Source organism: Fulvimarina manganoxydans (assembly GCF_900176465.1).
GTDB lineage: Bacteria > Pseudomonadota > Alphaproteobacteria > Rhizobiales > Rhizobiaceae > Fulvimarina > Fulvimarina manganoxydans.
Window position 1 is genome coordinate 169,613 of sequence record NZ_FWXR01000007.1, and the last position, 14,369, is coordinate 183,981.

Genomic DNA, 14,369 nt, shown 5'->3' on the forward strand with positions numbered 1-14,369 from the left:
AATCGGCATCCGCAGATGGGGTCGCGCTCGCCTCGACAACACAGGATGAGACGAACGCGCCCGGCTCTCGCATCGCCGAGCGACCGGCAGCCTCTGCCGCTTTGCCGGATTTGGTTCTTTCCAGTCGGGCGACGTCCACGGCACTCTCGACCACGGCGGATCGCGAGTTGGTGGTCGGCAGCATTCGACCGCGAGAGGATCACAACACGGAAGAGGCGCATCTTGGCCAGCTGGTGACAGCGCTCTCAAGTGGATCGCCTGCTGGGGAAACGTCAGTGGACGTGCTTCGCTCCGTCGTTCCCCATTCTGACGGGGGCATACAGGCGCAGTCGCAAGACAGGCGGCAATCGAGTGTTGAAGGCCCCGCGACGTCGCGGCCAATGGCAAGCCTTCAGATCGAGACGTCCGACGACGCACGAACGATCGAAGTCCCCGTCACTGACGGCATCTCCGACGATGATCAAGCGAAGCCGGCCGCCCACAAGGGGACGGACATCGCGCCCGGCATGCCGAGCGCCATGTCGACGGCGGTCGCCAATGCGAATGTGAATATGCGCGAGAAGCCGGAGAACGAGGCTGTCATTCTCGCGGTTCTTGGCAAAGGCGACGCCGTGACCGTCGTCTCCTGTGATGGCTGGTGCGAAGTGGTCGCGAACGGCACCACGGGTTACGTTTATGGCTCATTCCTCGACGAGACGGCTGACGTGACAGATCGCTAGATCGGGGGCGAAGACTTCACATTCATTCGATAGGCGACCACGCAGAGCGCTCTGCCGGGTGAGCCAAAACCATCGGAGCGGCTTGACGGACCTCTTCCGGGTCCGGGGAGCTTATCGCGATGCGGGTTTGTCTGCGGCGTCCCCGGAATTGCGGCGTCCGCTCTTGCCGAGCGTATCGGCAACGCGCGCCCCCCGTTCTCCGATCGGTTGAGCGGGCTGGCCCGTCGTGTCGATGGCCGTCTGATGCTCGATCTCAGCATTGATCTCGGCGCCGACGATGAAGATCACGGACGAGATCCAGACCCACATCATGAAGCCGATGACCGCGCCGAGCGAACCATAGGTCGCGTTGTAATTGGCGAAATTCTGCAGATACCAGGAGAAGCCGATCGAGGCGCCGAGCCAGACAAGGGCGGTCAGAAAGGCCCCGAGCATGACCCATTTCCATCGCGCCCGTCTGCGGCTCGGCCCATAGCGATAGATGGCCGCGATTGCGCAGACGATCAGCAGGAACACGACCGGCCAGCGCAAGGCAGCGATCATCGACTCGGTGACGGACTGAAGGCCGAAGATTGCCATGATCGCCGGGACGACGCCGATTGCGGCGAAGAGGACGATCACCACGATGATCATGCTCATGGTGAAGCAAAAGGCAACGGCGTTCAGCTTGAGGAAGCTGCGATGCTCCACCTCGCCATAAGCGATGTTCATCGCCTCGAACAGCGTCTTGATGCCGTTATTGGCGCTCCAGAGCGCGAAGACGAGACCCGTCAGAAAGCCGACCGAGAGCGAGGCCGGATCCTGATTGACCAACGTGTCGAGTTGGCTTTGCAATAGCTCGGTGCCGGCTTGCGGCAGGAATCGGCCGATAAAAGCGATGTGCTCCGAGATCGTCGCCGGATCGTTCACAAAGCCATAGAGCGAGACGAAGACCGCGAAGGCCGGAAACAGAGCGAGAAGCAAATAGAAGGTCGCACCGGCCGCAATCAGCATCACGCGGTCGTCGAAAAACGACGTGTAGAGCCGAAGGGCGATATCTTTCCAGCCTTTCCAAGGAATATCCAGCGGGCCCTCGGCATCGCGTCCGCGCCCCGGCTCGCTGGCCCGCCGCCTCACTTCCTCACTCGTATAGGCTCCGAATCGTCCGACCATCGTGCTCCGTTCCGTATAACGCCTGCCCAACATCCAGTATGTCGAATGGGACTGAACTTGAGAGAGATGGTGGCCTTGGCGCAGTGTCAATGCCGCTTGAGCCGAGAGAGTTCCCGCGAAAGGGCTCCTGTTTGCCTTGGGATCGCGGTGAATCCCAAAACGGAAAAGCGCGGCCAGGGCTCGGCGCTTCGCATAGGTCATTCGAATATGAAACAACCTACGGGAGACGGCTTCAACTTGCGCACTACCAGGGCCTTATGGACAGGGCCGATTCGCGTGCTTAGACCAGTGCGAGGATAATTTTCCTGGCGAAAATTCGGCTGGTTTGATGTTTTCCCATGACCGTATCTGGGCCGCGATCGACGCCCTTGCCAGCCGGCACAAGATGTCGCCCTCCGGTTTGGCGCGCCGCGCCGGGCTCGATCCGACCACGTTCAACAAGTCCAAGCGTCAAAGCCATGATGGACGCCCGCGCTGGCCTTCCACGGAGTCGATCGCAAAGATCATCGACGCGACGGGCTCGACATTCGACGAATTCGCCTCGCTGATCAAAGGCGAAAGCCGCGCCCCTGAGATGGTTTCCCGGGGCGATAGGGCGGTTTCGGTCCCGCTGTTAGGGCTCGCTCAGGCCGGCGGAGGCGGATTCTTCGACGATGCCGGCTTTCCGGTCGGCCATGGCTGGGACGAAATCACGCTGCCCGGCCATCTCGACGAGTCCGTTTACGCGCTCGAGGTGACGGGGCAATCCATGGAACCGCTCTATCGCGATGGCGATACGATCATTGTCTCGCCGAGCGCCTCCGTCCGCCGGGGGGATCGCGTCGTCGTTCGAACGGCGGAGGGCGAAGTGATGGCGAAAATCCTTCAGCGCCGCACCGCTCGAACGGTCGAATTGGGCTCGGTCAATCCGGACTTTCCCATTCGTCAATTCGCGGTCCAGGATATCGACTGGATGGCTCGCATCCTTTGGGCCAGCCAATAGGAGACGCCCATGCGGACCGAAGGCTATCTCGCGATCGCGCTCGGCTTTTCCATTCTGTCTTTCGGCCTTCTTGTGTTGGCGCCTGTAGACACGCGCCCCATGCGAGACCTGTTCGATCGCCCGAGCGTACGTATCGTGGAAGGCGGCGGCCATTTCGATCCGCTGACAGGTGAGGTGCGGCCACGTGCTGCGGTTCCGCCAAACGACGCGGCTCCCGCCGAACCCGTTGATGAAGCGAGCCAAGCCGAAGTCGACAGCGCCTCCTCATCGCAGGGCCCGCTGCGACGTCTGCCCCCGCGCGGGGCGCTTTCGGACCTTGCCGCGCCCGCGGAAAAGCCGGAAGATGACGTGGCCAAGCGCCTGTTGGCTCGGCCGGTCGCACTCGACGCAGCGCGCATCGCCATCGGTCAGGCCGTGGTGGAATTGCCGGGGGTTGAGCCGCTCGAACTCGCCGCGCAATGCAGTTCCGGTTCGCTGACATGGCCATGCGGCGCTCGTTCGCGCACCGAGTTGCGCAACTTTCTGCGCGGACGCTCGATCGAATGCGAAGTTCCGAACAGGTTCGGCGAGAGCCGTGAGTCCATCACAAGCGCCTGTTCCGTCGGAGATGAAGATATCGGTGCGTGGGTCGTCTCGCGCGGCTGGGCGCAGGCTGTTCCAGGTGGCCCTTATGAAGACCTGCAGGCGAGCGCCAAGGCGAACGGTCTTGGGATATGGCGTTGAAGCCCCGGGCTGAGTGCTATCGGAGCGCGCAACTTAGAATAATTTTATCAAATGTTATAAACCTATAAGTTGATAATCGTTACGCTGTGGAAGATTCTCGTTATGCAGCCAGAGGAGGTGCATATGGGCATTTATCAGGGCGACAACAACGACAACACGTTCAATCTGGAGGGGCAGGCGCTCCAGGGGGGGACAGGGCACAGCTATTACGGGTATGGTGGAAACGACACCGTCTATGGATCATCCTATGTCGATTTTATCATAGGAGGAGACGGCGACGACGTCCTGTATGGCTACGGCAACGACGACTACCTGCAAGGTGACGGCGGCGCGGACTACCTTTCTGGCGGTGCTGGCAACGACAATCTGGGCGGTGGCATCGGGAATGACCACCTTTTCGGAGGCAGCGGAAACGATCTCCTGAGAGGCAATCAGGGAAACGATCTGTATGAATTCGCCCCCGGGCTTGGAATCGATACGATCGACGAGTCGCAAGGACCTGCTGGTCTCGGTGGTGAAGGGGGAGGGAGCGATTTCCTTTATTTCGGGGCCGTCGCGTCAGCAATCGCTTTGTATCAAAGCGGCAATGATTTGCTCGTGACGACGGCGAACGAGATGGCCGATGGCATTTTCGATGACGGCGTGATCATCGCGGACTTTTTCCTCGGCGGTGATCACGTGGTCGAAACGCTGCTTACTTCGGATAATATGCAATACGATCTGACGGTTTTTCTCTGAAGCTCAACAACACGCCTGATGACCCTCCGCCTGGCAAATGTTGGCGGAGGGTCTGACGTTGAGCCACTTTGCTTCGCATGTCGCTTTTCGAACTCAGTCCGATCTGCGTCCGAGCGCCTCGGCGATCAGCAAACGCGTCTCGCCGATCCCATAAAGCGCGACGAAGGACCCGAAGCGCGGGCCCTTTTCCTGGCCAAGGAGCACTTGATAAAGCGCTTGGAACCACTCGACTGACACGCCGGGACCCCCATCCGGACCGGTCTTCTTCGGATCCTGATAGCGCTCGATCGGTCGGGCGACGTCGAGGACGGCGTTCTGGATCTCGGATGCGTCGGCTTCCGGCGGAAGATTGGCGAGCTTAGCGTCCAGCGTTTGGAGTGCCTGTCGCTCGACTTCGTCAGGCGCGCGAAACCGCTTCTGCGGCTTTACGAAGTCGTCGTAGTAGCGGATCGCGTAGCCGACGAGCGCGTCGAGTTCGGGATCGCTCTCCGGCGTGACGGCGGGCGCATAGCGCGTGATGAACCCCCAGAGGGTCTGCTTGTTCGCGGCGTTCGACGCCGAGACGAGATTGAGCAGCATGGAGAAGGGCACCTCGATACCCTTTTGGGGCGGCTGGCCCGAATGAATGTGCCAGACCGGATTTTGCAGCTGCTGCTTGGGATCTTGGCGCTGGAAGGCGGAGAGGAACTGATAATAATCGTCGACGGCCTTGGGAATGACGTCGAAGAACATTCGCTTCGCCGCTTTCGGCTTCCCGAACATATAGAAGGCGAGGCTCTCGGGCGAAGCATAGGTCAACCATTCGTCGATCGAGATGCCGTTGCCCTTCGACTTCGAAATCTTTTCACCTCTGTCGTCCAGGAAGAGCTCGTAATTGAACCCTTCGGGCGGTCGTCCGCCGAGGATCTGGCAGATCTGGCTGGACGTCTTCACATTGTCGATATGGTCCTTGCCGGCCATCTCGTAATCGACCCCGAGAACCGCCCAGCGCAACGCCCAGTCCGGCTTCCATTGGGCTTTGCAGCCCCCCTTCGTCACGCTAGTCTCGAAGCGCTTGCCGCTGTCGGGATCGGTCCAGACCACCGTTGCGCGGTCCGCATGAATCTCCTCCAGTGGGACTTGCATGACGATCCCGGTCTCTGGGTGGATCGGCAGGATCGGCGAATAGGTCTTGCGACGCTCCTCGCGCAATGTGGGCAGCATGACACCCATCACATCGTCATAGCGCTCCAGCATACGCACCAAGCCTTCGTCGAAGCGTCCCGAGGTGTAATAGTCGAGCGCGGAGGCGAAGTCGTAGTCGAAGCCGAAGTGATCGAGGAAACGCCGCAGCATCGCGTTGTTGTGATGGCCAAAGCTCTCATGGGTGCCGAAAGGATCGGGGACGCGCGTCAGCGGCTTTCCGATATGCGGCACGAGCAGCTCTCGGTTCGGCACGTTGTCCGGCACCTTGCGCATCCCGTCGACATCGTCGGAAAAGCAGATCAGCGTGGTGGCGACCTTTTGCTCGGTCAAGACCTCGAAGGCATGACGCACCATGGTCGTTCGCGCCACCTCGCCGAAGGTGCCGATATGAGGCAGGCCCGAAGGCCCGTAGCCGGTCTCGAAAACGACAGTCTCCGGCGTGCCGGATGTCTCGAAGCGTTTTAACAGCTTGCGCGCCTCTTCGAACGGCCAGGCATTCGACTCTAGCGCGAGATCGCGCAGGGTTGCGGGGGAGGCGGCAAAATCCATCGTCAACGGTCCAAGCAAAAAAGCGGCAAAAGATGAGGCCGGGTTCTTGCCAGCTGCAGTGAGATGACGCCGACGGCCTTCGAACCATTCGTCTAGGAAGCCAGTCGCGCGGCGTCAACAAAGGGGAACGATTTCGGGCTCGGCTTTCGTCACCGATCGATTATGGCCTTTCGTTCGCAAGCCGCGTCTTGTGAGCCGGCGTCGCGTTGCATAGCTAGGCGCAGACGCAATCGAAGGAGAGTTGAAACCGATGTCGGACGCTCATGCCGTACAGGACTCGCTGGTGCTCTTGATGGTGGCCGCCGCCGCCGCTGATGGCGCCATCAGCGATCTGGAGTTGCGTGAGGTCGAGGATCTCGTCTCCTTTCTTCCCGTTTTTCGCGGGTTTGATCGATCGAGACTGCCGGACGTCGCCGAACGTTGCGCCACTCTCTTTTCGACCGAAGACGGCATCGAAGCGATCATTGAGGACGTGAAAGCAAAGGTCCCGGTTCGCCTTTACGAAACCGGCTATGCACTCGCGGTCGAAGTGATCTCGGCCGACGTGCGCGCGACCCAGGCCGAGTTGCGCCTCCTCGAAATGCTCCGGGACGCCTTCGACATGGACCGGCTGACCTCTGGCGCGATCGAGCATTCGGCCCGCGTTCGCTTCCGCCGCCTCGACTGATACGAACGGCCTTTGGCCTTGACCAGCTGCTGCTTGTGTAAGCCAGCGCGATTGAACTTTTCAGAGGCTCGATAAATCAGTCTCTTGAGCCGGTGATAGCGGGCGGGACCGCCTACCAGGCGCTGACCGGAAAATAGCGTAGGAGAAGTTCCGAGAAGGTGCCCTTCTTGACCAGTTGAACGATCGCATAGTCGAACGCGTCTGCGAGCTGCCCATTGCGCGGCAACACAGCGATCGCGAGCCCTTCGCCTAGGAAGTCGTCCGAGAGGAACGGACCGCCGGAGAAGCTGCAGCATCCGGCGGCGGGCTCGCTTTCGAGCCAGAAGGAGAGGCCGATTCCATCGCCGAAAACCGCATCGAGTGACCCGTCGGTCAAAGCGGCAAGCGCCTCATTCCGGGTTTCGAAAACCTGTGGCTCGACATTGGGAAAATAGGCGCGGAACATCGCTTCATGGGCGGTCTGACCAACGACGCCAATCCGCTTCCCCGCCAGATTTCGCGCGATCGGCGCGCTGAGGGGTGACTCTTTGCGCGTCACGAAGCGAGCCGGATAGCGCAGATAGGATTGGGTGAAGAGGAGGTCGCGGCGCGACTCGGCGTTGATCGCAAGCCCCGCGATCACGGCTTCTCCACGGCCCGCCTCCAAAGCGGATTTCAATTCGGAAAAGGGGAGAGCCTCGACCTGGCATCTCTGAAGCGCTTGCAGTTCGGCGCAGATGGCCCGCGCCAGATCGACATTGAACCCAACCAGCAGACCCCGAGAGTCGAGGAAGTTGAAGGGCGGATAATCCGTCGCCGTCAGGAAGCGGATACGCGGGATATTGGCCAGATACGGCTTGATCAACCGCTGGCGCTGATCGACGAAGTTCGGCAGATCGGGCGTTTGAGCAGTGCTTTGAGCGGGCAGTACACCAAGCGTCAGCAGAGCTGCGAAGGCCACGCGGATATATCGTTTAAGGATCAAAATTCGCGTCCTGATTTGTACCGATTCCACATTTCAGCGTGCATGATGCGATCCAGGGAGGTCGTTCGGGCTCTCCCGGCATTGCCGATCACCCCGCCGTGGCGGTTCGAGCAGGTCGGCTCCTTGAGTGGAGTATTCGGTGGGCGTTGTCGAGCCTGCAGAATGGCCTGCCGACATGGCCGGTGTCGCGGTCGACCCTTGGCATGCCACCTCAGCGCATCCCGCCGAAATCGGCCCGCGGGACGCGGCTCTCTTATTCGTCGTGGATTATCTGAATATCGCAAGCGAAGACGTTCTGACCGCACTCGACGCGGCGCAAGTGAACGGGACCGATGTCGCACGCGAATTCATCGCCGCACGGCTCTGCAGCGAGGTGGATTTTGCCCAAGCTGCCGCCGCCTATCTGGGCCTCAGGGTCGACCATCCGTCGGACATTGATCAGATCGTGTCCTTGGGCGATCATGAGACAATCGGGTCGGTCGAGTGGGGCATGAGAACCTGCGACCGCTTTCTGACCACGAAGATCTTTCTGACGCCGATCATCGAGAATCTGTCGCTCCTTCGCGCTTCCGTCGCCACCAATCCTGTGCTGAAGAAGCGAGCGCGGGTCACGACCCCATCGCGTTTGCGACATCATCGTATTGAGCGCGAGAGCCCACGCCTCCTCGAAGCTGCGCGGCTGAGCCTATCCGCTGACGCCTTGCATCTTTCCGCTCGAATCGTGATGACCGGCGCACAGGGCGCGGCTGCGAGCCTGCTCGCCTTCGTCCTGTTCGCCTGCCTCGTCCATTTTTGGAACGAAACGCTCTTCGGACTGCATCTGCTCGCGATAGCGGGTTTCGGCAGCTGGATCGCCATGCGTTTTATCGCGGCGATCGGTTTTCATTCGCCCCCGGCGATTTCGTCACCTGCGGATAGTGTCGACCGTCAGGAGGGCGAGGGCGGTCTGCCGATCTATACGGTCGTCGTCGCGCTTCGAAACGAGCGCAGCGTCGTTCCGAAGCTCGTCGACCATCTCGACGCTCTCAACTGGCCAAAGAGCCGTCTCGAAATCTTTCTGGTCTGCGAGGCCGACGACGAGGAGACGCCGCGTCTGTGTCGCCGTCTCACCGCGGACATGTCGCATGTCTTCGTCGTAGAGGTTCCGCCAGCGGAGCCGCGAACGAAGCCCAAGGCTTTGAACTTTATCCTACCGCGTGCCGAGGGCGACCTTCTTGTCCTCTATGACGCTGAGGACAAACCGCATCCCGATCAATTGCGTGAAGCCTATCGCCGCTTTCGTGTCTCTTCCGCGCAACTCGGCTGTCTGCAGGCTCCCCTTGTCGTCGGCAACTTCGAGGGATCGCGTATCGCTGCGCTATTCGCGATGGAATATGCCGCGCTCTTTCGCGCTTTTCTTCCCTGGCTCGCCCATCACGGGTTTCCCATACCGCTCGGCGGCACCAGCAATCATTTCCGCACGAGCGCTTTACGGGCTGTTTGTGGATGGGATTCTCACAATGTGACGGAGGACGCGGATCTCGGCATGCGTCTGGCGCGGGGCGGCTGGGCGATCGAAACGATCACCTTGCCGACCGTCGAAGACGCGCCTGAGACGATCAAGACATTCTTCCCGCAAAGGACCCGTTGGCTGAAGGGCTGGCTGCAGACCTATGCAGTACATATGCGTGATCCGCTGCGCCTCTGGCGGGAGCTCGGTGCATGCCGATTTCTCGTTTTCCAGCTGTTGTTCCATGGCATGATGACATCGGCGCTGATCCTGCCTGGCGTGATCATTCTCCTTTCGCGTTCCGTCTTCGCGATCGGGCATTACGGCTATGGGATCGTCTTTGAAGACCATCTCCTCTTGGTCGATGCGGTGATCATGGTGGGAGGCATCGTCAGCTTCCTCGCTCTGGCCATGCGCGGCGCATCCAATGACGAGCGCAGGGCGTTTCTGTCAAAGGTCTTAGTAATTCCGGCCTATTGGCTGCTCATCTCCTGCGCGGCCTGGCGCGCGCTTCTTCAGCTGTTTTGTCGGCCCCATGGCTGGGAGAAAACGCCGCATGGATTGGAGTCGCGCGCCAACCCCGGCGATCCGCGGTATCGGATCGATCCGATCTTTGACATAGCGACCTGACGCCGCCAGCTGAGAAGAGGAGCTTTGGACTTCGGCGCTGAACGACCCGAACGCCGTGATCTACGCGGCCCCAAAGCCTCGCCCACATTTTCCGAGGCCTAAAGCGAATCCTTGGGCGCAGAGCGATTGCACGCCCAGCGACGCAGCCTTTCAACGGAACGACATGCAGTGTTCGGTAAAATTGGCCTATTGCCGAATGGTCAGGAAGCAATTCTCGCAGGCGCCGATGACACGGAAAACCGTGGCATAGAAGCGCTCACTGGCAGCATATCGAACCCGGTTGCGCGATAAATCCTTCGCTCAGCCCGCTGCCCCGATGCATAGATCCGGCCAGGCAAGAAGGGAGTTCTCGTTCAACGCCGAATTGAGACGGCGTAGCGCTTCGTTGTTCTCACGAAGCCGACCGATCAGCGCCTGCAACTCGGTTTCGCTCGGGCGTGAGGCAGCATATGCTTGTTGCCCTGAACGAAACAGTCTGCCTCCCTCGAACACCTGCATGGCCGCCCCCTCTGGCTCATCAGCGGATATGTCCGCTTCGTTGCCGACGATGTTGCCATCATACACCAATAGCGAACCAGGCGACAGGCGTTAGCGCTGAAATTTGCTTTAGAAAACAGATCGCGGCAGACCCGGCCGCAAAAGCCTGCAGCATATGCGTTTTCGTTCCATCACAAAAGCGTGATATCCACTAAACCACTGTCGAAGCACGAAATTCTGTTCTTGTTTGAAACCATTTTATTTGAGTTGACATTCGTACTCTCGCTGCGACGAGAGCTATCACGCCGGCTCAGCGACAAGAGTCCTCGTAAGCTTTCAACCGATGACGATTGGATCGGTTCGCGGCCGCGTTTGCCTGATTTTGGGATGCCTTTGACACGGCCGATCGACCGATGTGCATATCGCCGTGCCCGCTTTCGTCGGATAAGGCATGGCCGCCCAAGCGACCCGTGCGCGTTCTTCAAAGGCGTGATCGCGATGCCGATATGCAGTCTCTTAGCGCATCAGGCGATCAATCAGCATCGCTAGGCGTCCTTGATTGTCTTGATGCCGGGCCAGCTGGCCGAAAACCGGTACTCGCTGTTCCCTCGACGCCTGAGCGGCGCTCTGGAGAGCCTTCATTTCGCGCGCTCTTGCTCCATCCTTTTTGAAGACAGCTTTGGAATGCCGTCGGTCCAAAGATTGCTTGGTTCGAGACGGGACGGAGAGGGCAGGAAAGGATGATCGCAAGACGATACAGAGTCAGTGGGCGTGTGCAAGGCGTATCGTTTCGCGCCTGGCTTCAGGACGAGGCGCGCCACGCAGGCCTGGCGGGCTGGTGCCGAAATCGTCTGGATGGTTCGGTCGAAACCGTTCTTTGCGGAGGCGAGGGCGATGTGGCTGCTATGGCGGCGCGGCTTCAACAGGGGCCGTCGCACGCTAAAGTCGAACAAGTGGAGGATCTGGGCGAGACCGATCTCGTCGACGGCGATTTTGAGATTCGCCCGACCGGCTGACAAGGGAATGAGGGCGTCGCGGTCCTGCCGCCAGACCGCCACCGGACGGATTTACGCAACACGCTTTCAGCCTTCGTTCGAAAGAACGGTCGGGCCGAAAATGGCTTCGAAGTTGCGGCGCAGGAGAATGTCTACCTCGGGCATCGCGACCAGAAAGCCGAGATCAGTCAGGCTCGTCACACCGTGATCGCGAATCCCGCACGGAACGATTCCGTCGAAATGACTGAGATCGGGGTCAACATTCAGCGAGATGCCGTGAAACGTCACCCATTTGCGCACACGAATGCCGATTGCCGCGATCTTGTCTTCAGCCGAGGAGCCGTCGGCCGCCGGTGATCGCTCCGGCCGTTGCACCCAGACGCCGACGCGGGATTCGCGCCGTTCCCCAACGATGTGAAACTCGCCGAGGGTCGCGATGATCCAGGCTTCCAAAGCCGAAACGAAAGCCCTTATGTCTTGCCGGCGCCGCTTCAAATCGAGCAGAACATAAGCCACCCGCTGTCCGGGGCCGTGATAGGTATATTCGCCCCCCCGCCCAGCCTCGAATACGGGAAAGCGGGAAGCCTCGACGAGATCTTCGGCCCGTGCGCTGGTGCCGGCCGTATAGAGAGGCGGATGCTCGACGAGATAAACGGTTTCCGGCGCTTCGCCCTTGTCTATCAAGGCAACCCGCGCCTCCATCATCGCCAGGGCATCCGGATAGGACGTCAATCCGTCGAAAATCGTCCATGCGACAGGTGGCGATCCGGCATTGGCAAAAAACGTCGTGGCCGCCGTTTGAAGACGCGGATGCGAAAGCCGAGCCTCGGCCCGATGCGGTGGGGTCATGCTGTCCATGACCATCAAATAATTCCAAATTCGAGCGGAGGTAAGGGGCCGCAATCGGCTTATCGCAGGCCGGCAAGCGCGGCTCGGGCACATTCTTCCATGTCACTTTGACGAAGGCACTTGCGGCCGCGCCAAACTCTTGTTACACGCCCGCTCACCGAAGCAAATCAGCGCTTCGGACACGGCGTGCGGTCGTGGCGGAATTGGTAGACGCGCAGCGTTGAGGTCGCTGTGGGGCAACCCGTGGAAGTTCGAGTCTTCTCGACCGCACCATTCTCTCCTGCTTTTCGGCAGCCTCTCCTTAGATTCAGCTCTTGGGATGTCCCAATTGTTTTGGGCTTGTTTTGGCGCCTCTGGCGTTTCGGCCGACGATGGTGGACTGATCTTTCTAGTCGATCAGATCGCAGTGCAATCGGTCCGTTTCAGGACGGACGCGCCAAACCTTTCATCCGCGACAAATCTGCTCTAGAGGCTGCGTCGGCGCTTCGCCGCGATTTTCATCGACCTCATTCGTCGACCGACTGGGAGAGAGAATGGCTGACACCCTTGACGCGCGCGATGCGGCCGAGGCCCCCGCCCGGCAGGGAATCTATGACGAGGACGGCTTCGTCGCTTCCGATTTCCTGGACGACGTGCGCGAGGCCATTGACGCCGAGCGCCCGAAGGACGTCAAGGCGGCGGTCGAGCCGCTTCATGAATCGGAGCTCGGCGATCTCCTAGAAGAGCTCGATCCCGAACGTCGTCAGGGCCTCGTCCGGCTCATGGGCAGCGAATTCGACTATACGGCCCTGACCGAAGTCGATGAAGCGATTCGCCTTTCCATCGTCGATGCCATGCCGAACGAGCAGATCGCGGAAGCGGTGCTCGAACTCGATTCCGACGATGCGGTCTACATTCTAGAGGATTTGGAAGAAGAGGACCGCAAGGAAATCCTCGCGGCTCTGCCCTTTCGCGAACGCCTGCGTCTGCGTCGGTCCCTGGAATATCCGGAAGAATCGGCTGGTCGGCGAATGCAGACCGAATTCGTCGCCGTTCCGCCCTATTGGACCGTTGGACAAACCATCGACTATATGCGCGAGGACGACGATCTGCCGGAATCCTTTGCGCAGATTTTCGTCGTCGATCCGACCTTCAAGCTTCTGGGCGCCGTCGATCTCGATCGAATTCTCAGGGCCAAACGGCCCGAGAAGGTCGAGGATGTGATGCATGAGACGCGTCATGCCATTCCGGCCGAAATGGACCAGGAAGAGGCGGCGCAGATCATCGAGCAATATGATCTTCTATCGGCTGCGGTGGTCGATTCCGGCGATCGCCTCGTCGGCGTCCTGACCATCGACGACGTCATCGACATCGTGCAGGCCGAGGCCGAAGAAGACATCAAGCGACTGGGCGGCGTCGGCGACGAAGAAATTTCCGACTCGGTGCTCGTCGCCGCAAAGTCGCGCTTTGCCTGGCTCCTCATCAACTTGGTCACGGCCATTCTCGCCTCGCTGGTGATCGGCCTGTTCGACGCCACCATCGAGCAGATGGTCGCGCTCGCTGTCCTCATGCCGATCGTCGCGTCGATGGGTGGCAATGCGGGCACCCAGACCATGACAGTCGCTGTGCGAGCCTTGGCCTCGCGCGACATCGATCTCTACAATGCCGGGCGGATCATCCGACGCGAAAGTCTGGTCGGGGTTCTGAACGGGGTTCTCTTCGCCCTGATCATTGGCGCGGTTGCAGCCCTTTGGTTTCAGAGCACCAGCCTCGGAATGGTCATTGCCCTTGCCATGGTCGTCAACATGATCGCGGCCGCGCTCGCCGGTATTCTCATTCCGCTGCTGCTCGACAATTTCGGCGCCGATCCCGCCATCGCCTCCGGGACGTTTGTGACGACGGTCACGGACGTGGTTGGCTTTTTCGCCTTTCTTGGCCTTGCCGCTTGGTGGTTCGGCATCTAACACCAAGCACTCTGAATGACTTCGCGCAGACGGTTATCCGACAAGCTCGATCGCCGAGCGCATCAATGCGGCGCCGGCCCGACTGATCGGATGCCGAATGACGCGAAGGTTGGGCAAGTTCATGAATGAATAATCGTCTCGCCATCTCGGCGCGATTGCACAAGCCCAAGCAATCAGTCAGGAAATAACGGCGCCGACTGCCGCAGCGGGACCCTGTGTGTTTGGGATAGTGTAGAGTGAGTGCGGGAAGGAGACCGACGGGACCCTGATCGCCCACGGGTAGATCGTGGCATGGCTCGATCCCTTC

The 14,369-nt window shown here is 60.2% G+C and carries 12 protein-coding genes and 1 tRNA gene; 9 read left to right on the forward strand and 4 right to left on the reverse strand.

Annotated elements, in window-relative coordinates; translation table 11 throughout:
• Positions 1-380: 380 nt before the first annotated feature.
• The gene (locus B9A15_RS22940; protein WP_170923242.1) at positions 381-719 is read left to right on the forward strand and encodes an SH3 domain-containing protein; all 339 of its coding nucleotides are present in this window, start codon (positions 381-383) and stop codon (positions 717-719) included.
• A 111-nt stretch (positions 720-830) separates the two neighbouring features.
• On the opposite strand, the gene B9A15_RS10265 is transcribed toward B9A15_RS22940, so the two are convergent.
• The gene (locus tag B9A15_RS10265; RefSeq protein ID WP_244556891.1) at positions 831-1,871 is read right to left on the reverse strand and encodes a YihY/virulence factor BrkB family protein; all 1,041 of its coding nucleotides are present in this window, start codon (positions 1,869-1,871) and stop codon (positions 831-833) included.
• 328 nt (positions 1,872-2,199) lie between these two features.
• Here B9A15_RS10265 and B9A15_RS10270 point away from each other — a divergent pair, with 328 nt between their 5' ends.
• The 3 genes from B9A15_RS10270 (at position 2,200) to B9A15_RS10280 (ending at position 4,314) form a co-directional block, all read left to right on the forward strand.
• The gene (locus B9A15_RS10270; protein ID WP_084409960.1) at positions 2,200-2,853 is read left to right on the forward strand and encodes a S24 family peptidase; all 654 of its coding nucleotides are present in this window, start codon (positions 2,200-2,202) and stop codon (positions 2,851-2,853) included.
• Between the two features lie 9 nt (positions 2,854-2,862).
• On the forward strand, positions 2,863-3,576 hold the full coding sequence (locus B9A15_RS10275) for a thermonuclease family protein (protein ID WP_084409961.1): 714 nt from the start codon (positions 2,863-2,865) through the stop codon (positions 3,574-3,576).
• 123 nt (positions 3,577-3,699) lie between these two features.
• Complete coding sequence (locus B9A15_RS10280) at positions 3,700-4,314, forward strand: calcium-binding protein (protein ID WP_139798313.1); 615 nt, start codon at positions 3,700-3,702, stop codon at positions 4,312-4,314.
• A gap of 93 nt (positions 4,315-4,407) precedes the next feature.
• Here B9A15_RS10280 and B9A15_RS10285 read toward each other — a convergent pair whose 3' ends face one another.
• Positions 4,408-6,048 carry a lysine--tRNA ligase gene (locus B9A15_RS10285; RefSeq protein WP_084409963.1) on the reverse strand — a complete coding sequence of 547 codons (1,641 nt, stop codon included), beginning with the start codon at positions 6,046-6,048 and terminating at the stop codon, positions 4,408-4,410.
• 250 nt (positions 6,049-6,298) lie between these two features.
• Between B9A15_RS10285 and B9A15_RS10290 the strand changes: the two genes are divergently transcribed.
• Entirely contained in the window at positions 6,299-6,715 is a 417-nt protein-coding gene (locus tag B9A15_RS10290; RefSeq protein WP_139798314.1) for a tellurite resistance TerB family protein, read from the forward strand.
• Between the two features lie 112 nt (positions 6,716-6,827).
• Here B9A15_RS10290 and B9A15_RS10295 read toward each other — a convergent pair whose 3' ends face one another.
• Positions 6,828-7,655 carry a transporter substrate-binding domain-containing protein gene (locus B9A15_RS10295; RefSeq protein WP_244556892.1) on the reverse strand — a complete coding sequence of 276 codons (828 nt, stop codon included), beginning with the start codon at positions 7,653-7,655 and terminating at the stop codon, positions 6,828-6,830.
• Between the two features lie 199 nt (positions 7,656-7,854).
• Between B9A15_RS10295 and B9A15_RS10300 the strand changes: the two genes are divergently transcribed.
• Complete coding sequence (locus tag B9A15_RS10300; protein WP_210190495.1) at positions 7,855-9,798, forward strand: glycosyltransferase; 1,944 nt, start codon at positions 7,855-7,857, stop codon at positions 9,796-9,798.
• A gap of 1,217 nt (positions 9,799-11,015) precedes the next feature.
• On the forward strand, positions 11,016-11,291 hold the full coding sequence (locus B9A15_RS10305; RefSeq protein WP_084409966.1) for an acylphosphatase: 276 nt from the start codon (positions 11,016-11,018) through the stop codon (positions 11,289-11,291).
• 66 nt (positions 11,292-11,357) lie between these two features.
• Here the strand turns inward: B9A15_RS10305 and lipB are convergent, their stop codons facing one another.
• Positions 11,358-12,119 (reverse strand): lipoyl(octanoyl) transferase LipB, encoded by a 762-nt coding sequence (lipB, locus tag B9A15_RS10310; protein WP_139798317.1) that lies wholly within the window; start codon positions 12,117-12,119, stop codon positions 11,358-11,360.
• A gap of 188 nt (positions 12,120-12,307) precedes the next feature.
• Between lipB and B9A15_RS10315 the strand changes: the two genes are divergently transcribed.
• Together B9A15_RS10315 and mgtE are read left to right on the forward strand one after the other, a co-directional pair.
• Positions 12,308-12,392 (forward strand) — tRNA-Leu (locus B9A15_RS10315).
• 260 nt (positions 12,393-12,652) lie between these two features.
• The gene (gene mgtE / locus B9A15_RS10320; RefSeq protein WP_084409967.1) at positions 12,653-14,062 is read left to right on the forward strand and encodes a magnesium transporter; all 1,410 of its coding nucleotides are present in this window, start codon (positions 12,653-12,655) and stop codon (positions 14,060-14,062) included.
• Positions 14,063-14,369 lie beyond the last annotated feature (307 nt).